General features: G+C 48.2%; 17 protein-coding genes. 10 read left to right on the top strand and 7 right to left on the bottom strand.

Translation table 11 applies throughout. The features are described from left to right. Nucleotides 1-48: 48 nt before the first annotated feature. From J3999_RS07065 to J3999_RS07055, 3 genes are read right to left on the bottom strand one after another with little or no spacing between them, the layout of a single operon-like run. Entirely contained in the window at nucleotides 49-1,284 is a 1,236-nt protein-coding gene (locus J3999_RS07065; RefSeq protein WP_208127217.1) for an FAD-dependent monooxygenase, read from the bottom strand. Between the two features lie 37 nt (nucleotides 1,285-1,321). Then, on the bottom strand, nucleotides 1,322-2,641 hold the full coding sequence (locus J3999_RS07060; RefSeq protein WP_208127216.1) for an aminopeptidase P N-terminal domain-containing protein: 1,320 nt from the start codon (nucleotides 2,639-2,641) through the stop codon (nucleotides 1,322-1,324). 38 nt (nucleotides 2,642-2,679) lie between these two features. Further along, a complete protein-coding gene (locus J3999_RS07055) occupies nucleotides 2,680-3,270 on the bottom strand; it encodes a UPF0149 family protein (RefSeq protein WP_173285337.1) in 591 nt (196 codons plus the stop codon). Between the two features lie 231 nt (nucleotides 3,271-3,501). Between J3999_RS07055 and J3999_RS07050 the strand changes: the two genes are divergently transcribed. Both J3999_RS07050 and J3999_RS07045 read left to right on the top strand, forming a co-directional pair. Beyond that, on the top strand, nucleotides 3,502-3,813 hold the full coding sequence (locus J3999_RS07050) for a cell division protein ZapA (RefSeq protein ID WP_208127215.1): 312 nt from the start codon (nucleotides 3,502-3,504) through the stop codon (nucleotides 3,811-3,813). A 487-nt stretch (nucleotides 3,814-4,300) separates the two neighbouring features. Continuing rightward, nucleotides 4,301-4,900, top strand: a complete 600-nt coding sequence (locus J3999_RS07045; protein ID WP_208127214.1) for a 5-formyltetrahydrofolate cyclo-ligase — start codon at nucleotides 4,301-4,303, stop codon at nucleotides 4,898-4,900. A 17-nt stretch (nucleotides 4,901-4,917) separates the two neighbouring features. Here the strand turns inward: J3999_RS07045 and J3999_RS07040 are convergent, their stop codons facing one another. After that, nucleotides 4,918-6,528: an N-acetylmuramoyl-L-alanine amidase gene (locus tag J3999_RS07040; RefSeq protein WP_208127213.1), complete on the bottom strand. Its 1,611-nt coding sequence runs from the start codon at nucleotides 6,526-6,528 to the stop codon at nucleotides 4,918-4,920. Between the two features lie 149 nt (nucleotides 6,529-6,677). Further along, a complete protein-coding gene (gene tsaE, locus J3999_RS07035; RefSeq protein WP_208127212.1) occupies nucleotides 6,678-7,190 on the bottom strand; it encodes a tRNA (adenosine(37)-N6)-threonylcarbamoyltransferase complex ATPase subunit type 1 TsaE in 513 nt (170 codons plus the stop codon). 107 nt (nucleotides 7,191-7,297) lie between these two features. Between tsaE and queG the strand changes: the two genes are divergently transcribed. Then, the gene (gene queG / locus J3999_RS07030) at nucleotides 7,298-8,521 is read left to right on the top strand and encodes a tRNA epoxyqueuosine(34) reductase QueG (protein WP_208127211.1); all 1,224 of its coding nucleotides are present in this window, start codon (nucleotides 7,298-7,300) and stop codon (nucleotides 8,519-8,521) included. Nucleotides 8,522-8,528: 7 nt separating this feature from the next. Here the strand turns inward: queG and J3999_RS07025 are convergent, their stop codons facing one another. Further along, entirely contained in the window at nucleotides 8,529-9,887 is a 1,359-nt protein-coding gene (locus J3999_RS07025; protein WP_208127210.1) for an anti-phage deoxyguanosine triphosphatase, read from the bottom strand. 340 nt (nucleotides 9,888-10,227) lie between these two features. On the opposite strand from J3999_RS07025, the gene J3999_RS07020 reads away from it, so the two are divergent. The 7 genes from J3999_RS07020 (at nucleotide 10,228) to J3999_RS06990 (ending at nucleotide 20,408) form a co-directional block, all read left to right on the top strand. Further along, nucleotides 10,228-12,720: an AsmA family protein gene (locus J3999_RS07020; RefSeq protein ID WP_208127209.1), complete on the top strand. Its 2,493-nt coding sequence runs from the start codon at nucleotides 10,228-10,230 to the stop codon at nucleotides 12,718-12,720. Between the two features lie 317 nt (nucleotides 12,721-13,037). Continuing rightward, a complete protein-coding gene (locus J3999_RS07015; protein WP_208127208.1) occupies nucleotides 13,038-13,559 on the top strand; it encodes a DUF2062 domain-containing protein in 522 nt (173 codons plus the stop codon). A 253-nt stretch (nucleotides 13,560-13,812) separates the two neighbouring features. Then, complete coding sequence (locus J3999_RS07010; protein ID WP_208127207.1) at nucleotides 13,813-15,528, top strand: proline--tRNA ligase; 1,716 nt, start codon at nucleotides 13,813-13,815, stop codon at nucleotides 15,526-15,528. Nucleotides 15,529-15,563: 35 nt separating this feature from the next. Next, complete coding sequence (locus J3999_RS07005) at nucleotides 15,564-16,277, top strand: DUF3581 domain-containing protein (RefSeq protein ID WP_208127206.1); 714 nt, start codon at nucleotides 15,564-15,566, stop codon at nucleotides 16,275-16,277. A gap of 149 nt (nucleotides 16,278-16,426) precedes the next feature. After that, on the top strand, nucleotides 16,427-17,371 hold the full coding sequence (ylqF, locus tag J3999_RS07000) for a ribosome biogenesis GTPase YlqF (protein WP_208127205.1): 945 nt from the start codon (nucleotides 16,427-16,429) through the stop codon (nucleotides 17,369-17,371). A 544-nt stretch (nucleotides 17,372-17,915) separates the two neighbouring features. Beyond that, a complete protein-coding gene (locus tag J3999_RS06995; protein WP_208127204.1) occupies nucleotides 17,916-18,833 on the top strand; it encodes a helix-turn-helix domain-containing protein in 918 nt (305 codons plus the stop codon). Between the two features lie 270 nt (nucleotides 18,834-19,103). Then, a complete protein-coding gene (locus tag J3999_RS06990) occupies nucleotides 19,104-20,408 on the top strand; it encodes an OprD family outer membrane porin (protein WP_208127203.1) in 1,305 nt (434 codons plus the stop codon). Between the two features lie 119 nt (nucleotides 20,409-20,527). On the opposite strand, the gene J3999_RS06985 is transcribed toward J3999_RS06990, so the two are convergent. Beyond that, nucleotides 20,528-21,388, bottom strand: a complete 861-nt coding sequence (locus tag J3999_RS06985; protein ID WP_208127202.1) for a PilZ domain-containing protein — start codon at nucleotides 21,386-21,388, stop codon at nucleotides 20,528-20,530. Nucleotides 21,389-21,418: the final 30 nt, after the last annotated feature.

Below are 21,418 nucleotides of genomic sequence, written 5' to 3'. Positions count from 1 at the left end.
AATCTACTTTAGCATTCTGAATAATGAGATCTCGAAAGGTCCGAAAAACTAGGATTTTCCCATCGCAAATCGTGAAAAACGCTTCTTCGCGCCGGGAAGAGCCTGCATGGCCATAAGCCCCAACCCTCTCAAGTGACCGACCAAAGCAGATTTGTGCTGAAAAATATCAATCAGACTATCGGTCATGCCCATGACTTTCTTATGGTCGGGTTCACGAAGTTCGGCATAATGCTGCAAAAATTCCGGCCGGGAAATATTCTCTACGGCACTCGCTCCGTCACCTTGCTTAGCGACCTCATCCAAAAAGACCGCAATATCACGAATCCCCAAATTCAACCCCTGAGCGGCAACCGGGTGTTGGGTGTGCGCCGCATTACCCAACAGCAATGCACGTCCTCGGGTAAAGTTTTCGACATAGGTTTCCTGCAACGGATAAGCCAAACGCTTGGAAACCGAAACAAAACCACCCAAACGGTCGCCCATTTTCTCACTGAAAAGTCGTAAATACGCCTGATCGTCCAATGCCATAACGTCTTTAAGCTTTTCATCCGGACAGACCATTACAGCCTTATGAAAATGCCCCTGCATCGGTAAAAGCGCTACCGGCCCTTCGGTCGTAAAGCGTTCATACGACCATCCCCGAGGATGTTCAGCCGTTTCGATCTGCGCCAGAATCGCGTGGGCGCCGTAAGATTTTTTCTGCAACGGCAGACCGAGCGACTTGCGAACCTGAGAATCGGTGCCGTCGGCGCCAATCAGTAACTGAACCTTAAAGGATTTAACTTCTCCGTCGATGCTTACCTGAGCCTGAATTCCGTCTTGATCCTCGGTGAAATCTTCCAGTTTCGCAGGCGCCAGAACCTCAATCCGGTCTTTGTGATTCTGAACCGTCTGCCACAGGATCTGACCAAGATCACGCCCCTGAACACTGAAGCCAAGCGCATTGACATCCATTTCATCGGCATCGATCGTGGTAATTCCCATAAACCCTTTCTGCGAAACATGAACATGCTCTATCGGAGTCGCAAACGGTTTTAACGCCTGCCAGACGCCAAGATCCTGGAGAATTTCTATCGACCCGAAAGAGAGTGCCAGAACGCGACCGTCGAATGCGTTTTCAGTTTTTTCCGTGTCGGTGTTTTTTTGCTGTGTGGGCGGTTGAGACTCCAGTAACTGAACGGAAATTCCCTGTCTAGCCAACCCCAGTGCCAGCAGAAGTCCGACCGGACCACCGCCTACGATCATAATTTGCGACGCGCCTTGAACCGATTGATCACTCTTCATTAGCTTTCCTTAAGGTTAAAGTGCCACTGAAACGATGTTATGCGTTCTCTGCAAACCAGGCTTCGATCTCTTCGACCGTTCGCGGCAAGCCTTTGGTAAGAACTTCATGTCCTTCCGCAGTCACGAGCACATCGTCTTCGATACGAATCCCGATATTATGCCATTTGGCATCCACATGAGCATGGCGACTGGAGATATAAAGCCCCGGCTCCACGGTCAGCACCATACCCGGCTGCAAAGGACGCCATTCGCCATCTATTTTGTAACGCCCGACATCATGTACATCCAGCCCAAGCCAGTGCCCGGTGCCGTGCATAAAGAAATCTTTATAAGCCTCACTTTTTACAAGGTCGTCCACATCCCCCTGCAAAATCTGCAATTCAACCAAGCCTTCGGTCAAAACCTGCAAGGTGGTCTGGTGTAGTTCATCATAGGTTACGCCGGGCTTCACTGCGTCAATAACACGTCTTTGTGCCTTGAGAACCAGGCGATAGAGTACGGCCTGTTCCTGCGAAAATTTACCGCCGGGAGGAAATGTATGTGTAATGTCGCCGGCGTAGCCTTGATACTCGGCTCCGGCATCGACCAACAATAACGCCTCTCGATTCAGCTCATCACTGTTTTCGGTATAGTGCAGGATACAGGCGTTCTCCGCACTGGCACTAATGGTATTAAAGGAAACTCGCTGCGCGCCCTGACGAATAAACTCCGCTTCAAGATCCGCCTGAACCGCCGACTCCGTGGTATAGAGCGCCGCCGCACGCATTGCCGCCAGATGACCTTTAACGCTGATTTGCGCCGCTTGACGCATTACCTCTATTTCCGACTCACTTTTAATCAGTCTCTGCTCGTGCAACAGTTGATCGAGATCGGCAATTGCGGCCGGACTGGCAATGCCTTTACGGACTTGAGCCTTGAGACTCGCCAGCAAAGGTGTAAGAACCTCTGTCCAGTGAGCAAAATCCGAAAAGCTGACCAGAATGGTTTCAACGCCGCCAATCAGTTCAGGCAAGTGTTCCAACAACGACTCGATTTCGAATGCCTGATCCAGCCCCAATTTTTCTGCGGCGACTTCAACACCAAGGCGTCGTCCCTGCCAGATTTCCTGCTCGAGATCTTTAGGGCGCAGAAAAATAGCGGTTTCCTCTTTACCGTTATTCTTAAGCAACAGTAGAACTGCGTCAGGCTCGGCAAAGCCGCTCAGATACCAGAAATCACTGTGCGTACGGAACGGGAATTCGACATCACGGTTGCGAATCTGTTCTTCCCCGGAAAAAACCAAAGCGGCACTGTTATCAGGCAGCTGGGCAAACAGTTTCTGACGATTTTCTAAAGGTCCGTGTAGAGGTTCGTGCATTTAAACTCCATATTAAATTTGTGCACATGAATTCGGAATCAATGAATCTGATGCTGTCCTTGCGGTGGATCCATAATCGGTGCGGCCTGCGTCGGATTCAGCTCTTCATTGAGCATAATCACACCGACTTTGACAAACTCGTAAAGTTCCGTCAAATCCTGCTCGACCTGCTCGGTCGTTTCCTTTTCCAAGTCGATAAGTGTACTGACGTCAATGCGCGCGATTTCACTCAGGTCGTTAATGACCTCACGGACTTCTTCGCCAAGCGTTTTTTCCATCTCGTTAAGCCCGCCGGCCAAGCCGATACCGTACAGAATACCTTCGCACAGTTGCCCCAGCATAGCGGCACGCAATACCATGTCTTCATTATCGTCAGGTAAGCACAAAGACAATTCAAAACCGGACCCGTTCAATCCTTTATTAGTCTCGTTATACATTTCGTGCAAGGCGATCAGAAAAGATTCCTTGATCGATTTAACCTGCGCCTCTTCAAGCAATTTTTTAATCCAAACGGTTTCCTGAATTTCGTTATCAACACACAGCAAGCCGATCAGCATCCCCTGCAAAAACGAGGGCGATTCCAACTCGGGATACGGCGCGACGGCTTCATTGATGCTTTGAAAATCCATACTTAATATCTCTTGTTAAAGCGGGTTAATTGGGGAATAATACCATATCTGCTGTTATACAAAACGCCATCTATTTAAATAAAAACGCTCGGCAAGATAAAATACTCGAAGCCTGGGCAAATCGAAGCCGGACACGCCTCCGGCCCCGCAGCACAAGCTATTCCACCCCCTTTCTCAACAGATTTTGGAGACAAGGGATTTTGCGTTCGAGAACATTTAGGAGCTACACCCATGGTTGAAATCAACGTGATGGGGCATCGGTTTAACTTTCAATGCGAAGATGATGAACGAAAGCGTCTGCAAGAAGCCGCCAATCTGATTGAGCAGAAGATGAATGAACTGCCTAAAGGAAGTCGCAACGAACGCCACCTGATCATGGTATCGATCAATATCGCCTATGACTTATTGCAGCTGAAAGAAGAAGCCATGCATAACAGCTCCGATTTGAAAACCAAGGTTGAAGCTATCCACAAGATTCTGACCAACGCCATTCAGGAAAAAGAATCTGACGGGCAGAACAAAGCCTCTTCAAGTCAAAATTAGACTGCTGCGGCGAATTCGCCGGGATTCAATCATTGGTTGCCCTTATCCTCAAAATTCTTTTTATCCGACGGTATAACTCAATTAAATAAAATTGCCGTAAATAGTGCTCAACGCCTTTAAACGCGTAGTTATATTGAGATTTTCATTACCATCTAATCACTTTTCAATCCGCGCCTTCGTCTTATCGGACAATTTTTCACAATCACGCCTTAAACCTCATTTCACCAAAGTCTTATTTTGCTATAATGTACCTACGGCATGTGGTCACGGGCTCAAACCCCGTTCCGATAATTACGACTTTGGGGCCAGATATTTGAAACGGTGCGCATCTCGCTAGCTCTGCTAGCCCGAGAAGCCTAAGTTTCTTAAGGAGGCTGCCACCTGAACTTCACGGTTCAGGGATTTTAGCCCGGACTGCATGCTTTCTCTTTCCCCTCCTTCACTCGTATAATGACTTTCCGACTTATCAGCTTTGCTTCCGAAAACCATGAGTGATTTAACCGCAGCCCCTGCAAAACTTATACGAACCTCTCTGCGAGAGCGTCGCAATCGTCTTTCACACCAACAACAGAAACAGAACGAAGAGAAAGCTTTGCTTCAGGTTCAAAAACTTCTGGCGCAGAAAGCCTTGCAAACACCGCTCAATATAGGACTTTTTCTTAGTCAGGATGGTGAACTTGGCACAGGGAAAGTAATCGAGTACCTGTGGTCGCAAACCGAACACAAAGTTTTCTTGCCGATTCTGGACGAGGACAATCATATGCTTTTCGGTGAATACCGCCCTGAAACCGAACTTCAGGACAATCGTTTCCGGATTCCGGAACCGGTAAATGAAACGGTTATATGCGCAAATGAGCTGGATTGGGTTCTAACACCTTTAGTCGGTTTTGACCGTTGCGGGAACCGTATGGGTATGGGAGGAGGTTTTTATGATCGAACCTTCGCGTTCAAACACGAATACAAAGAAGAATCACCTTATCTGATCGGCTGGGCACACGCCTGTCAGGAGGTTGACCGCCTAGACAGTCAACCGTGGGACGTGCCTCTCAATGCAATTATTAGCGAAAAAGAAACCCTGTGGTTTTAAGCGTCTCACCTGTCATATCAGGTCATATTATCCAGACGAGCTAACAGCTGCTCTGTAACCGGAATACGCAACACCTTACCGCGATAAAGGTGATCGGCATTTTTAATTCGGTTTACCTGTTTGATACGGGAAACCTCGGCGTTAAAACGGCGTGCAATACCGCTCAGCGTGTCGCCTGACTGGACTTTGTAGCGTACAAACAGCGTATCAGGCATAGTGTCCGGCGAATTATTGATGTTGTCGACAACATAACGGTTCAAGCCTTTCACAATCGCCGAAGCCATTTTTTTCTGGAACTTGGGATTTACCAGATTTCGCGCTTCATGCGGATTGGAAATAAAAGCGGTTTCGATCAGCATGGACGGAATATCAATCGATTTAAGCACTGCGAATCCAGCCGATTGAACTTGCTCTTTATGCAGCGACACTCGCCCTTTCATCTCCGCCAATACGGAATTCGCCAGTTTTCGGCTGTGTTCAACATTTGCCTGACGCGACAAGTCGCTCAAAGCGTAAGCAACATCATTATCGAACCCTTTCAAACTGACATCCTGCAGGTAAGCGTTTTCCCGCTTTGCCAAAAGTCGCGCCATGGTACTGCTTGCTCCCCGGCGGGACAGGACGTAGATAGAACCGCCACGAACGCGGTGATCACTGAAAGCATCGGCATGAATGGAAATGAAAATATCGGCCCCTTGCTCTTTGGCAATCTTAACCCGTTCATGCAAAGGAATAAAAACATCTCGATCACGCGTTAAAACGGCACGCATATGCGGCTCGGCATCAATTTTCTTTTTCAGTTGCTTCGCCAGCTGTAAGGTAACGTCTTTTTCCATTATTTTTTTCTGACGATTTATCGCACCGGAATCCTTACCACCATGACCGGCATCCAGAGCGATCACCACTTCTTTAACGCCTTTTTCAGGAAGGTGAAGCGGATTTGTCAACTGATCGGACAGCTCTCGGGCTAATTGCTGCAGCGTTTTTTCTGCCACCGTATCGGACGTCTTACGTTCGACAACGCTCGCTTTTTTCTGTGTCACTTCGTTGGATTTAACGCTCTTTGGTGAAGATTTCACGCTTTGCGCTGCAAATTCACTCACATCACCACGCGCTTCACTTTGCTTGGCGACTTGCCCCGAAGAGCCTGTCGTTTTTTTGACACTTTTCTCAGCCACTTCCAAAGAAGGCTGTTTATTTGGTTTTGCCTCGCGCAAGTCGACCACCAGACGTTCAAAGCCCTGCGCATTTTCAGCCAAATGAAAACTGGAAACATCCAAAGATCGGTGCAATTTCAAGGTAACCTTCGTCACCTGCGGGTTCGAATCGACATTCAGCTGATACAACCGAGGATCATTCAGAGTTTTGTTTTCGAAACTAATCCGGCTTTCGGCCTGCTTAAACACCACTTCTACACGGGACGGGTTGCTCAGACGCATGACTTTGTAATCGACACGATCCTTAAGATCAAAAACCACACGGGTTTTATGCGAATCCTGACCGACGCGAATCTTATCGATGGCCCCCTTGGCCCAGACCGAAGAAGATCCTAAAAGCGCGCACAGCAAAACAGCGGAAGTCAGTAACTCCGCCTGTCGCTTTACCTGCTTTATCGATCTAAATAACATTTCGCAAACTCCTGATGTCGGTATCATTTTCGACCTCCGAATAACAGCAACCCGTCAATCGTCACTCCATTGCATTTCAATGCACCCGGCTTTTCGGGTTTTAAAAGCCGATTAAAAAAGCTTAAGCAAACTGCTTGCCAGTTTTTGACCTATGCTGATCTAAGGTGCTTAACGATTTCGCGACCAATTGCCGTATAGGCTTGCAAATTCAGGTTCCTACCGGATTCCTGATGTTGCAGGTCAATGACAATATCGGCAGCCGGAAGAACTGGCTGACCTTTTTCCGGCCATTCGACCAAAGCGATATAACGCCCCTGAAACAGATCCCGGATAGCAAGAAACTCCAGCTCCTCCGGATCACATAAACGGTAAAGGTCAAAATGATGAACCTGCGCGGGCCAAAGTCCCAAATCCACCTCATAACTTTCGACCAGCGTATAGGTCGGGCTCTTAACCTTTAACCGCGAATCATAAGATTGAATCAACGCTCGGGAAAGGAAAGATTTTCCGGCCCCAAGATCGCCATTCAAATAAACGACAATTCCGTTTTCTTTCTCGCAGCCAAGCACATCCTTGAGCGCTTGCGCCAACTTTTGGGCAAAAGAGACGGAAGCCGCCTCATCCTCTAAAAACCGCTGCACGAGATTCGCGCTCTGCGTCATACCAACTCCTTTATCTGCACCAGGACGTCTCTGATAGAATATCGGTTACGTACCCGATTTCTCATCGGCCCAAAACCAAAACGCCCTAATCGCTTTTATGTCTCGCAATGAATAATTTGACCGCTTACGACCCTGAACAACTCGCCAGGAAGATCAAAACCTGGGGAACCGAACTCGGTTTTGCCGATGTCGGCATTACCGACTGCGATCTAAGCGCCTACGAAGGCGGCTATTTTAGCTGGCTGGACAAGCACTTTCACGGCGAAATGGACTATATGCAGGCTCATGGAACCAAGCGCACTCGCCCTCAGGAACTGGTACCGGGCACTCTCCGTTTGATTTCAGTCCGCATGAATTATTTCGACGGTACGGCCGCCAATGCCCTGCAACAGCTTCACGCGCCTGAACGGGCCTATATATCCCGCTATGCACTCGGCAAGGACTACCACAAACTCCTTCGTAAGCGACTGCAGCAGCTGGCCGAAAAAATTCGTCTCCAGGTACCCGATTTACAATTCAGAGCTTTTACCGACAGCGCTCCAGTTCTTGAACAGGCGATTGCCGAAAAATCCGGTCTGGGCTTCATCGGCAAAAACAGTTTGATCATTCATCCACGTGCAGGTTCCTGGTTCTTTCTCGGCGAACTTTATGTCAATCTGCCTCTTCCCGTTGACGCCCCTTTCGAAAAGCAAGGCTGCGGCCCTTGCGACGCCTGTATCCGTGAATGCCCGACCCAGGCGATCATAGACAACAATCAGGTCGATGCGCAGCGCTGCATCTCCTATCTGACCATTGAGTACGACGGCGTTATCGACGAATCGCTACGCCCACTGATCGGCAATCGCATCTACGGCTGCGACGACTGTCAACTGGTCTGTCCATGGAACCGTTTCAGCACCTTTACCGATGAAGCGGCTTTTGCCCATCGAGCTCCTTTGGACAACAGCGAACTACTACCGCTTTTTTCCTGGAGCGAAGCCCAATTTCTAAAGCATTTCGAGGGCTCTCCGATCCGGCGTATCGGTTATGCAAAATGGACTCGCAACCTCGCCATCGCCCTTGGCAATCTGGTGCAGACGCATCATAACGCCGTCTCGACACAAGTTCTGCAAAACGCCCAACAAGCGGTCGACGGTAAAATCGGCCTACTCAACGAGACAGTCGATATTCACCTGCGCTGGGCCTCCGAGCGTCTCCGTATCGGTCTACAACAACGTCTCGCCGAAAAACAACCACTGGAGTCGATTGCCGTCGAACTCAAGCCCGCCGAAGATATCCGTCCTTTCAAAGTCCGTAAATACCACTACCCGCAAAACCGCAAATCAAACTGACCAAGGTTTACAACATGTCGAAAATCGATCCCTGCGTCGCGGTAAATAGCTTGGCATAAAGTCGCGAGGCATAGGTATTGGTCATACCTGCGATATAATCGGAAATCACCCTTTGCCTCTCCTGCTCGGTTTTCTGTGCCTGATACTTGGCAAAATGTTTGGCCGGCAGAAGCGCGCCCGGATTTGCACGCAAAGATTTAAACAGTTCAAGAACAATCAATTGCCCTTTGTACTCCATCTGCTTAACCTCCGCGATAGTAATCACGTTTTTAAAGACAAATCGCTTAAGCAATTCCAGAACCGCCATCGCGCCCTCTTCAAGTCGAGCCTGATAAGCAAGCAGCGGGTGACTGAAATTCGGATTTTCATCCATATAAATGGCTTCGACCATGATCCCCACCATTTGGCTGACCGCGTGTTTACGTCCTTTGGAAGAGTTACTGAACAGTCTTTCAGTCATTTCATCACCCCACAAAGGGTAGCGCTTCAACTCGTCACTATCCATAACTTCCTTTTGCCAGATTTCGCGACCGACCATCTTCATCGCCACAGCATCTTCCAGGTCATGGATGCCGTAAGCGATATCGTCTGCCAACTCCATAATCGTGGTATCCAGCGCTTTATATTGCGTTCGGCTATGCCCGCCGTCACTCTCGATCGCTCTGGTAAACAGCGTTCGATCCGATTCGTTGAAAGGCTCCAGAGCCCATTCCAGAATCGGCAGTTCCTCTTTGTAAATGCTTTTCGGAGGCAGCCAGCTATTGAAGTCCAGAACCCGGAAATCGCTGGTTTCGGGACTTTGCAATTTTTTCTGATAGTCCGCATGTTTCGAGAGGACATCTTCATAGACCGCCGGGTACTTCATTACCCCCAATGTCGCTCTGCGCGAAAGATCCAGACCGTTTTCCCGCGTGTATTCACCCAGCTTGGACAGTATCCGCAAAGTCTGCGCATTACCTTCAAAACCACCGTAATGGCGCATCATATAATTTAGCGCAACCTCTCCGCCATGCCCGTACGGAGGATGACCGAGATCATGCGCCAGGCAGATCCCTTCAATCAGATACATTGACGGCAGCCACTGAACATACTCTTTTTCGCGGCCTGACTCGTCTGTTCCAACCGTAATCAGTTGCTCAACCAGGCCGGAACCGATCTGCGCTACTTCCATGGAATGGGTCAGACGTGTGCGGAAAAAATCGGATTCATTCAGACCGAATATCTGCGTTTTCGCCTGTAGTCGTCTAAAAGAAGCGGAGTGAATCACTCTGGCCCGATCTCGTTGATAGACGATTCTGGCCGGGCGGGAATCTTTTCCGGAAAGAAAATCGGTGTAACGCTGAGTCCATTCCATTTGCTCTAACATCGGAGGCACACTCTTGGTAAAAGGGTTAGAAACTTCTTTAAAATCAAACATATTAAATAATTTTCTAAAACATATTCCAACTATTTCCCCCTAAAAAGGTAAAAAAAGTCACTATTTCCACAAAACAAGCCTTCTACAGGAAGCAAAAACCGATATCAATCAAAATAAAGGCGAAAAAGTTATCCTCTTGAAGGACAAGACTTCGCGATTTGCAGAATGCTGTTTTATACTTAACCTTTCAGAAAAATATCTGAATCGCTGTCAATTGCTCCTGCCCCTATAACGGGCAAAGAGATCACTTGTCGCGCATCCCCCACTGATTGTCCCTTGGAGTTGTAGCATGCACCTGATTAAAACGCTCTTGAAAATCCTTTTAGCCTTGATACTTCTGCTGGTTATCGGCATCGGAGCCTTGTTCGTCTTAGTCGAGCCCAACGATTATCGCCAGGAGATCACCGAACTGGTCAAAAAGCAGACCGGACGGGAACTGACCATTGGCAATATGAGCCTTTCGATCTACCCGCATATCGGAATCAATCTCGAGCAGGCAAAACTCAGTAATGCACCGGGCTTCTCGCAAAAAGAGATGTTGCAGGCCGAAGTTATCAGTGTCGGCGCGGAAATCCTGCCGCTGCTACAGAAACGTCTTGAAATCGACACCCTTACGCTGAAAGATTTAAAACTGCATCTGCAGAAAGACGAAAACGGTAAAACTAACTGGGACGATCTGGTTGGCACCGAGGATCAAGACGATCAGCATGAGGAAAAGCACGACTCCGAGCACGCAATGGATCTGGCGGCACTTAGTTTCGGCGGTCTGGATATTCAAAATGGGCAGATCACCTGGCAGGATGCAACAACCGGTCAGGATATTTCCGTTCAGGACCTCAATATTGCCACGGGCGAAGTCAGCTTCGGCAGCTACTTCCCGATCAATGTTCACGCCTCGACCAGTCTGAAACAACCGCAGTTGAAAACCACGGTCGATCTGAGCATCGAAGCCAAAGTCGAAAAAAACGGTTCCTACGAGTTACGCAATCTGCAGCTGAACAACCAGACGCAAAGTTCGGAACTGCCTGTTCAGCAGGTTATCGCACAACTCAATATCCCGTCACTGAATCTCGCGCTACAGGAGAATCGGATCAAGCTGTCCGATATGACGCTTGACGTTGAAACAAGCGGAGCCAAAGACTTCCCTCTGGCAACGATCAACAACCAGATCAAAATGGGCCAACTGCAACTCAACCTGAACGACATGCTGCTGCAGATCCCGCAAATCGCCATTACCACCCAAGCGAAGGGTCAAGCCGATTTTGCCATTGCCGATCTGAACAGCCAGCAAACGATTGAAGGCTTGAGCTTCGATATCAACAAACAACAATTGAGTGCATCCGTAAATAGCAGCACCGACGCCAGTGGCCCTGCCCTGCCAAAAGGCATCAAGCAAGCGAAACTCAACAGCCGGATCCAACTCGACCTTCTGCAACAGACACTTAATATCGAGCAGCTGCAATTACAGGCCATGGGGTTGCAGGCTTCGGGACAGCTTAAAGGACAGCAGATCCTTGCCGAACCGGTTATCAGCAGCAGCCTGCAAATCGCGGAATTCAATCTAAAACAGCTTTTGACGGCGATGGGCGTTGAACTGCCGGCGATGTCGGGAAGCGACCGTCTGCAAAAAGTCGCCGCTGCTATGGACGTCAACTTCGATGCGAGCAAACAGTCCGCTCGACTTAACCTGAAAAACCTCACCCTTGACGACAGCACGATTAAAGGGAACGGTTCGCTGGCGAATTTTGAAAAACCGCAGATCCGCTACGATCTGGCTTTAGATAAAATCGATCTGAACGCCTATCTTCCGCCTAAAACCGAAACCGCTGAAGGTGGTACTCAAAGCGATGAAGAACTGGTTATCGAACTGCCTAACGAGCTGATCCGTTCTCTGGATATCAAAGGCACACTTAAGGTCGGAGACCTGATCGTCGATAAACTGAATCCGAAAAATATTCTGGTGACCGTCACGGCGAAAGACGGCAAGGTCAATATCACCCCGCTTAAAGCAGACATCTTTAAAACCACCGTAAATGCCAAAGCCGGATTGGATGTCACCGGAGATACCCCTAAATACAGCCTGCAGACTCAAGCCCCTAAAGTCCCGGTCGGCGATGTCCTTCTGGCCTTTACCGGCGACGACAAACTGAGTGGTCTGGGAAGCGTAAATCTCGATCTGAATACGCAGGGAAAAACCATCAAACAGTTTATGGCTAATCTCAACGGACGCTCCGATGTTGATTTGACCGACGGAGCTGTTAAAGGTTTTAACCTGGCGCAAAGCATCCGTGAAGCACGCGCAAAACTTAAAGGCGAAACCTTGCCTGAAAGCAACGAACCGAAACAAACCGATTTCAGCTCGCTGATCGCCAAAGCCAATATTGTCAACGGTTTGGTGACCACTGAAACGCTGAGTGCGCTGGCGCCTTATATGCGCATCAACGGCGAAGGTACCATCAACCTCGGCAAGGAACAGCTCGACTATTTGGTCAATACCAAAATTGTCGGCACCGATAAGGGTCAGGGAGGGAAAGAGCTCGACGACTTGAAGGGTCTGACGATTCCGGTCCGCCTCAAGGGAAATTGGCTTGATCCGAATATTTCACTGGATCTGAAATCGCTGTTTGAAGAGAAAGCCAAAATGGAGCTGGAAAAGAAAAAAGCCGAAGCGGTAGAGAAAGCTAAGGCGCAAGTCGAGGAGAAAAAAGAAGAAGTCATTGAAGACACCAAGAAAAAAGTTGAAGACAAGCTGAAAGACGCGCTTAAAGGCTTCGGCTTCTAAAACAAACTATCCCCTCCTCAAAAGCCCCGTGTATTGCAATGCCGGGGCTTTTTTATCTCTGCAGTCACTCCGTCCTTTCTTTAGCCACTGTCCCTGACTTACGTATGTACTCGCACGCCTGAGGAAAAACAGACACAGAAAATCAAAATACGCTAATATTATCAATTCGTTATAAAATATCGTTTTATTGCGTTATTGCAATAATCGCTTTGCGATTTCATTAGATCGTTTCGTAAGATAGATCGCATAAAACCGGAAAAAATACTCAACTCCACTATATTGATTTCCGGATAAACTACCGAGGTTTCCAGGAAGAAATGATTCGTTATCTTCGATTAAAACTACATCAGATCGGTCGCGCCACGAAACGCTCGACGTTTCTAAATAAATACTTCCCCCGTTTCCGCGATCGCGTCTATTGGGCCGGGGACCGGGCCTCTTTTGCCCGCGCCGGATTTATCGGCGCTTTCTGCATGATGCTTCCGGTGCCTTTTCAAATGGTGCTCGGCTCCATTTTCGCCTATTACGCCAGAGCCAATATCCCTTTGGCAACGGCCCTGGCGTGGATTACCAACCCTTTAACCATGTGGCCAATCTGGTATGGCGGCTACATTTTCGGAACCTGGATACTTGGCACACCGGATCTTTTCCACGCTTCTCAGGGAATTGTCATCGGCTCTACGGAATGGTTTGAAAACGTCTTTCCGTATATCTGGCAACCGTTCTTTATCGGTAATTCGACGCTGGGCCTGATTTTCGGAACAACTCTATATGTCATTATCGGTCACTTTAACTGGCATTACCTGCGCAACCTCTTCAGCAAGAAAAACCGCGCCTAAGCCAACGGCACTTTAACAACACCTTAAGTCAGGCGGCCCATAACAAGCGAAACGGGCCGCCCCCGCAAACTCCCCCCAACCGTAAACAAGCTACGGACTCTCGATCACAAGCGGAATCGCGGCTTTTCCGATGTCAGACAAGCGCCCTGCTGCACAATGCTTAATCTGCTAGCTAACTTCCTCGGCAACTTCGTTCAGTGTCATGCTAAAATACGCCGATTTGAACCATGAATTTTGAAGGTAACTGCCCAAGATGAGAACCTCTAATCTACTTCTTGCAACAACGCGTGAAACCCCTTCTGACGCCGTAGTCGCCAGCCATCAGCTAATGATCCGTGCCGGCATGATCCGCTCTCTGGCCGGAGGACTCTATAACTGGCTGCCGATGGGGCTTAGAGTTTTGCGCAAAGTGGAAGCGATTGTACGGGACGAAATGAATCGCGCCGGCGCACAAGAATTGCTGATGCCGGTAGTGCAACCGATGGAACTATGGGAAGAGTCAGGGCGCGACGAAGATATGGGACAGGAGATGCTGCGTTTTACTGACCGCCACGACCGCCCTTTCGTACTCGGTCCGACGCATGAAGAGATTATCACCGATCTGGTACGTCGCGAAATTCGCAGCTACAAACAGCTACCGGCTAATTTTTATCAGGTACAGACTAAATTCCGCGATGAACGCCGACCACGTTTCGGCGTAATGCGTTCGCGCGAGTTCATTATGAAAGACGCATACTCTTTCCATCTGTCGCAGGAATCTCTGCAAGAAACTTACGACACCATGTTCGAGGCCTATAACCGTATCTTTAGCCGCATCGGTTTTGAGTACCGTCCGGTACAGGCGGATACCGGAGCCATCGGCGGAGAAGGATCGCATGAATTCCACGTATTGGCTGATTCGGGTGAAGATGATATTGCCATCTGTAAAGAATCCGGCTATGCCGCCAATGTCGAATTGGCCGAAGCGGTTGCGCCAGGAAAACCTCGTGCAGAGGCAAGCGAAGCACTGGAAAAAGTCGCCACGCCGAACCAGCACTCGATTGAAGAAGTCAGCGACTATCTGCAGGTCAAACGCAAGAAAACCGTTAAAACCATGCTGGTCAAGGGTGCAACCGAAGAGCAACCGGTTATTGCACTTGTGGTTCGCGGAGACCATGAATTAAATGAACTTAAAGCCGAAAAACACCCTCTGATTGCAACGCCTTTCACTCTGGCAACCGATGAAGAGATCCAGGCTGCTGCGGGTTGTAATGCTGGTTCAATAGGACCGGTCGGATTGCAAATTCCGGTATTGGTTGACCGCACTGCCGCGGCCAGTGCCGACTTTATCTGTGGTGCAAACGAAGACGGCTATCACTATAAAGGCGCCAACTGGGAACGCGACGCTCAAATCAGCGAAGTCATTGACTTGCGCAACGTGGTAAAAGGCGACCCTAGCCCATGTGGTCAAGGCAAACTGGAAATCTTCAAAGGAATCGAGGTCGGTCATATCTTCCAGCTCGGCAATAAATACTCAAAAGCATTGAATGCAACCGTCCAGGACGAGAACAGCCGCTCTCAGGTATTGGAGATGGGATGTTACGGTATCGGCGTCACTCGTGTTGTGGCCGCAGCCATCGAGCAGAATCACGATGATCGCGGAATCATCTGGCCAGATTCGATTGCCCCGTTCCAAGTCTGTATTGTTCCGATGCAGATGCATAAATCGCCACGCGTCGCCGAAGCGGCACAGGCGCTGTATGACGATTTAATGGCCAAAGGCATCGACGTGCTGCTTGATGATCGCCCGGAACGTCCGGGTGTAATGTTCTCCGATATGGATCTGATCGGTATCCCGCACCGTGTCGTGATTGGCGAACGCGGTTTGGATAATGGCATGATTGAATATAAATACCGTCGTGACGAGAAGGCGCAGGACATCGCGCAAGCTGAATTCATGGACTTCCTGCTAGCGCAGTTAAAAAACTAAGCCCCGAAATAGAAGAAAAAGACGAGACAACAAATATGTTTTTAGACAGTTTTTATCAAATGGATCAGGGCTTGATTACCATTACACCGGAACAAGGAAGTCGCTTTGCTAAAGAAGTCGCCAATGACTTCAATCCATTGCACAATCCGGATGCCAAACGTTTCTGCGTGCCCGGCGATCTGCTTTTCTCTCTGGTTTTAAGCACCATGGGCTTATCGCAGAACATGACCTTCAAATATACCGGAATGGTCGGCAAAGGCGCCGCTTTAAAATTTCCGCAAGCCGGAGACGGCGAATTTGCCATCTGCGACCTGAACGACAAAAGCTATCTTGAAGTCAGCTGTTCCGGCGCAACCTCGGACGATCAAACGCTGATTGAAAATTTCGCACGCGCTTATGTCGCTTTTTCCGGACTCAGCTTCCCGCACATCCTTGTGCCGCTGATGGAAAAAAACAAGGTCATGATCAATCCGGAGCGTCCGATGGTGATTTATGAAAGCATGGCATTTGAGCTGCATGATCTGAATCTGGACAAGCCACAGCTTAAATTGACCGACAGCAGTCTTCAGGTAGACGGCAAACGCGGTCTGGTCACACTCAGCTTCGACATTCTGGAAAACGACATTCTAGTCGGTACGGGCCGAAAAACTATGACGCTTGGCGGGCTTCGCGAGTATGACAAGGTCAAGATGCAGAGTTTGATCGATCTTTATGAGCAATCCAAACAGGATTACCTTGAAGTCGCCTGATTCCTTCATCTAAAAGCTGGTCCGTGCCTCTACGGACCTTCTACCCTCTGTACCCCCTTCTCAAAACCACCTCCCTTCCTCACCCTTCATAAGGCAAACCAGCACGAAAACAGCTATAATCAGCCCTGCATTCGATTAGGGAGAAATTTATGGGTATTCAATGGTATCCGGGCCATATGCATAAGGCACAAAAAGAAGTCCGTGAGATTTTCAATCAGGTTGATGTCTTTATCGAAGTGCTCGATGCGCGAATTCCCTTCAGCAGCCAAAACCCGCTTATCGAACAGATCCGCAGTGACAAGCCGACCATCAAAATTCTCAATAAAACCGACTTGGCCGACCCGCAAAAAACCGAACAATGGCAGGAATACCTTGAGCAGGAACAGAGCGTAAAAACTCTGGCTTTTAACGCCCAGCAATCCGATAAGCGCGAACAGATCATCCAGTTGATCAAGAAAATGGCGCCAACTAAAGCCGATACCATCAAAACCATTCATGCCTTAATTATCGGTATACCGAACGTCGGTAAGTCGACCCTGATCAATAACATTATGGGCCGAACGATCGCTAAAACCGGTAACGAACCCGCCGTCACCAAACAACAACAGCGAATCAAGCTGGAAGAGAATATTATTCTGATCGACACTCCGGGGATGCTGTGGCCGAATATCGAAAATGAGAACAGCGGCTATCGTCTGGCGATTACCGGCGGCATCAAGGAAACTGCATTCGAGCTTCCGGATATTGCATCCTATGCCTGCGAGTACCTGATGCAGGCTTATCCGGATGCCCTTATGAATCGTTTCGAACTCGATGAATTACCGCATACCGATATCGAACTGCTGGAAATTATCGGACGTAAACGCGGTTGCCTGCGCTCAGGAGGAATGGTTGACCTGGAAAAGGTATCGCGTCTGTTCATTATGGAATATCGTGACCGTTATTTCGGCGACATCACACTGGAAACACCTGAAATGATGCTCGAAGAATTAAAACAGGTCGAAATCCAGCGCCAGATCAAGGAAGAAAAGCGTAAAGCCAAAGAAGAGCAAAAGAAAGCGCGTAGATCCCGTCACAAAAAAAATAAGCGTTAGTAACTGCCGTTTTAATTTTATATGCGCCCTTTAAGTCCTTAAAATAAATATCACATAAAAAAACACGGGCATAAAAAAACCTGAGTCACTCTTCCAAATCAGAAAAGTGATACTCAGGTATCAATCAGGCGCAAAGCCTTTTGGGAAATAAACAAATTGGATCGACCTAGCCCACTTAAGCCACTCAAACGCCAATAAGACTAGCTTACGAGAAACCGGGTCACTCACTAATCAAAGCGAGTTCGAGTTGATTAATCTTTCAATTACTCTTCTCGACATAGCCAGATGTCTGCTTTTGCCATACTCTGTCATGCAAAAGAAGCCTTCTTAACTACGCAAACTATTGTAGGAAGTACGCACCTCGGACGAAAGGGCATGTAAAAAATTTTTTTTGAAAAAATATGCCTAATCACCCGACAACCCGCTCTAAGCGGGGTGCAAAAAATAGTAATATTCCTACTGAACAGGCAAAATAAGAAGGCACAGAGTTGTTCTGTACCACAGCTACAATTCAGTCAAGTTACAAAAAGACGGGGCAATCAGAGTGTTTAGATTTAGTGACTATCTACGCATATGCCGTGAAAACAAAGGGGTAACGCAAACTGAATTAGTGGACGAATTAATCGCAGCAGATTCAGTTTTCCATTCCCTGGACGCCACGACATTAAGTCGCTGGGAACGCGGTGTATCAAAGCCTGCCTTAAGCAAGCAAACCTTAATCATCAAATACTTTTCCAACTACTTTGGAAGAGTCTACCCCTTTCTGGAAGAAGCGGAGCCGATCAAAATCGAAAAAAGCTTCTGTGCCATCGGTTTCTCCAAACTGCTTGGTCGGCATAAAATGGTCATGGATTTTCCGACCCAGAGCATGGATATCAACCTCTTTCGGATTCAGCTTTTTCAGGACTCCTGCCATCAACAGACCGCCGTCAGAAAAAACTACCTTATTCTTAAAGAACTCTATGGTTCCAATTTCAGCGAACAGCAGCATCAGATGCTGGCTGAACATCCCGCAAATTATTTTTCAATCTGCGACTACATGGGCGACTACTACGGGCACTTCTTTGCTTTGAAACTCACGGCGCCAGCCTTCGAAAAAGTCATTAACTTTTCGATCACTATCGATCAGCTGACATTGAACGATATCGCTGCTCAGGATGAAGTAGGCAGCTATTACTATTTCGGCTTCTTTAGTATCGGCGAAGTAGTCATCTCGCTTATCTGGATCAACTTCTATACCCATCTGATAAAAGAACAAAAACGGGTCCGAAACCTGGGCGCAACCATCGTCACCAAAGAAGGCGAAACCATCGCCAAGAACATGAATACCGAAAACACCTGCAGTATCGAAGTTGACGGGCAAACGATCAGCAGCTTTCAGGCGACACCGGCACAGATGCTGATTACCGAAAACATCGTCAAAATGCTGTTCAACCCGGAAAGTTGTCCGGAACAAAGCTAAGCGCTAATGGACGCCAAACAAGGAGACTTATACAAAAAAGTGAAGGGAGCCGCATTCCGGTAATTTAGACAGTCAAAAATTCAACCCCCCATCGACCGTAACAAAGCACGACTTATTTTTACTTATCCATAAATAAAACATAGTTATAAACAATTTTTTAGTTTGAATATCAAAAGTTTTGAATGCGGAAACACCGCATTTCCGAGCAAAAGCACAGGGTTTACTCTATACTTTGCTGATAACTTTCTCTTTTGAACAAGGAACTTATTGATGAAATTGAAACCTGTTATAGCGGCAGTCGCACTTGGCCTGGTAAGTAATATCGCCTATGCAAAAAACATCACAATTGACGGTGAGGACAAAGGCAACCTTGATCTGATGTTCAAGGTAATGACGATTGTCGATGGTAAAGATAACGGTTTCGATCCGAACTACGGGACCTCCGAATTATTGAAAATGAAGTACACCACTCCGTCTTTTAACGGTGTACGCTTCTCTGCTGGATCCTACATCACCGGCGACCTTCTGGGCACGAACGACAACACTCTTGATGCCGACCAGAAGCTGGCGCGAGGCATGTATGTCACAAACGATCAGTCCGCAGAACAACTTCTGGGCGAACTGCACTTGAAAGGTCAACACGGTTCGTTTGACTGGTTTGCCGGTCGCGTCATCTACGATTCTCCATTGACCACCGCTGCAGTCAGCACCATGCCGAATTTCCATACCGGGGCCGGTGCCACCTTTAAAGTCAACGAAAGTTTTAAAGTCGGTCTGGCGCAAATCACCCAAATCGCCTTTGGCGCACGTGCTGCGACAGAATGGGGTCTCATAGGGGAAGGTACCGGAACCGCGGGCACAGCAATCAACCCGCTTGATAAACAGGCCGAATTCCTTGATATTGCCGATGCAACCATTACTAACAACACTGAAAGTACCAATGGCATCACCACTTTAAACGCAAGTTACAAGCTTGGGAAAAACGCGAACATCAGTGTCTGGAACTACTATGCGGAAGATATCAGCAACAACGTTTATCTTTCTGCCGATAATAAATTCCCGCTGGCTGACAAGCGAGCGATCAAAGTCGAGTTGCAATATCTGAACCAGACAAACGTCGGTGCCGATCTGGCCGGTGATCTGGACTACAGTCTTGCCGGTGCCAAAGCGACCTATATCACGCCGAAATGGTCTGCCTATGTTGCAGCGAACAACAGCTTTGGCGATACGAAAATGCTTAATGCTTGGGGCGGAGATCCGGCTTATACCAGTAGCATTTTCTCGCGCAACGCTTATCGTGAAAACGTGACCGCCTATAAAATCGGCGCACAGTATAAAATCACGCCGAAATGGATTCTGTCTGCAAGCTATGCCGATTACGGTCAGTCCGATACTTCAACGGCGACTTTGACGCCATCATCCGATGCAACGGAAGCGAACGTCACGCTGGTTTGGAAAATGAACAAAAACACCCTTTTCAAGCTATTCCATTCAAGCCGTACCAGCGAATACGACACGGATAGCAATGACCGTACTCAGGCCCATACCCGTCTGGCGGCCGTGGTTAAATTCTAACCCGCATCCAGTGCAAATAAAAAAGGCAGAGAAATTCTCTGCCTTTTTTATTTGGTTCAGAATTCCTGAACCGTCTCTTTGACCACCTTCCACACAAGCTGTCTTTAGCCAAATTTTATTTAGTCTATCTTCTTATCCTGCAAATATTTTTCTGCCATCAGCATCGCATCGTGCGGCGCAACACCCTGATGCATAAAATCAAACGCCACTTGCATTTTTTCGGAAATAAAACGGCGCTCAAAATCACTGAGCATTGTTTTCCAGTCCTCTCTGTCCTCGACTTTGAGCGGCGTATGAGCAATGAGTTTCGCCAGAATACTTAGCGCCATTGCAGATTGGCCCGAATGCTTAAAAAAGAGTCCGAAACTTTCAATTTGCTCGATAATATAGCGCAATAAATCCTGCTGTTGTGAAGCACTTAAAGGTTCCGCTTGCGGTTGCAGACGCCACTTGAGCTGCTGCACCAGATCTGCGACAACTTGATCCCCATCGCTTTGCTGAGCCTGCATTTCCGCTACAGCCAGATCCAACGCCAAAGAGGCTTCCTGCAGATCGGACGGATCAGTTGACAGAGGAGAACCCTCTTCAATGAAATTGAATTCATCCATTTCGCTACTGTTAAGCGAAGATTCCGCCGTAGCCGCATCGGTTATCACCAGACGATGATGGCTGAGCAGTTGAGAACTGGTTATCTGCACAATATGACAACCACAAAGAAAGCGCTCACCTTCCTGCTGGATATGAACGACCTTTACAGAGTTCAGACTATAGATTTCACCGTCGTCCAGATTTCGCACCCGCAGACTGATTTCCTGCCCGGGCAGAAACCAGTCTGCATCGTTTATCCAGAAACCCAGCCCGGTTAAATTAACATCATGGCCGTCAAACGGTTCGGAAAACGCCAGATCGTCGAAATCGGTAACCAGAAAACGTCGTTCGACACGACAGGACTGGCGTTGATCCATTTCCAGTTGAAACATGCGATTCCTTGTAGAAGGATTGTCAACTAA

The organism is Thiomicrorhabdus sp. 6S3-12, assembly GCF_017571475.1.
In the GTDB taxonomy this organism is placed as follows: domain Bacteria; phylum Pseudomonadota; class Gammaproteobacteria; order Thiomicrospirales; family Thiomicrospiraceae; genus Thiomicrorhabdus.
The sequence above is the reverse complement of the archived record's forward strand: the minus strand, read 5'-3'. Positions and strand labels throughout refer to the sequence as shown.

Coding starts and splice junctions, on each gene's coding strand:
- J3999_RS07005 (WP_208127206.1), top strand. CDS start 15,564: ATGTTTTTAGACAGTTTTTATCAAATGGATCAGGGCTTGATTACCATT.
- J3999_RS07025 (WP_208127210.1), bottom strand. CDS start 9,887: ATGTTAGAGCAAATGGAATGGACTCAGCGTTACACCGATTTTCTTTCC.
- J3999_RS07010 (WP_208127207.1), top strand. CDS start 13,813: ATGAGAACCTCTAATCTACTTCTTGCAACAACGCGTGAAACCCCTTCT.
- J3999_RS07040 (WP_208127213.1), bottom strand. CDS start 6,528: ATGTTATTTAGATCGATAAAGCAGGTAAAGCGACAGGCGGAGTTACTG.
- J3999_RS07045 (WP_208127214.1), top strand. CDS start 4,301: ATGAGTGATTTAACCGCAGCCCCTGCAAAACTTATACGAACCTCTCTG.
- queG (WP_208127211.1), top strand. CDS start 7,298: ATGAATAATTTGACCGCTTACGACCCTGAACAACTCGCCAGGAAGATC.
- J3999_RS07015 (WP_208127208.1), top strand. CDS start 13,038: ATGATTCGTTATCTTCGATTAAAACTACATCAGATCGGTCGCGCCACG.
- J3999_RS07050 (WP_208127215.1), top strand. CDS start 3,502: ATGGTTGAAATCAACGTGATGGGGCATCGGTTTAACTTTCAATGCGAA.
- J3999_RS07065 (WP_208127217.1), bottom strand. CDS start 1,284: ATGAAGAGTGATCAATCGGTTCAAGGCGCGTCGCAAATTATGATCGTA.
- ylqF (WP_208127205.1), top strand. CDS start 16,427: ATGGGTATTCAATGGTATCCGGGCCATATGCATAAGGCACAAAAAGAA.
- J3999_RS07055 (WP_173285337.1), bottom strand. CDS start 3,270: ATGGATTTTCAAAGCATCAATGAAGCCGTCGCGCCGTATCCCGAGTTG.
- tsaE (WP_208127212.1), bottom strand. CDS start 7,190: ATGACGCAGAGCGCGAATCTCGTGCAGCGGTTTTTAGAGGATGAGGCG.
- J3999_RS07060 (WP_208127216.1), bottom strand. CDS start 2,641: ATGCACGAACCTCTACACGGACCTTTAGAAAATCGTCAGAAACTGTTT.
- J3999_RS06985 (WP_208127202.1), bottom strand. CDS start 21,388: ATGTTTCAACTGGAAATGGATCAACGCCAGTCCTGTCGTGTCGAACGA.
- J3999_RS07020 (WP_208127209.1), top strand. CDS start 10,228: ATGCACCTGATTAAAACGCTCTTGAAAATCCTTTTAGCCTTGATACTT.
- J3999_RS06990 (WP_208127203.1), top strand. CDS start 19,104: ATGAAATTGAAACCTGTTATAGCGGCAGTCGCACTTGGCCTGGTAAGT.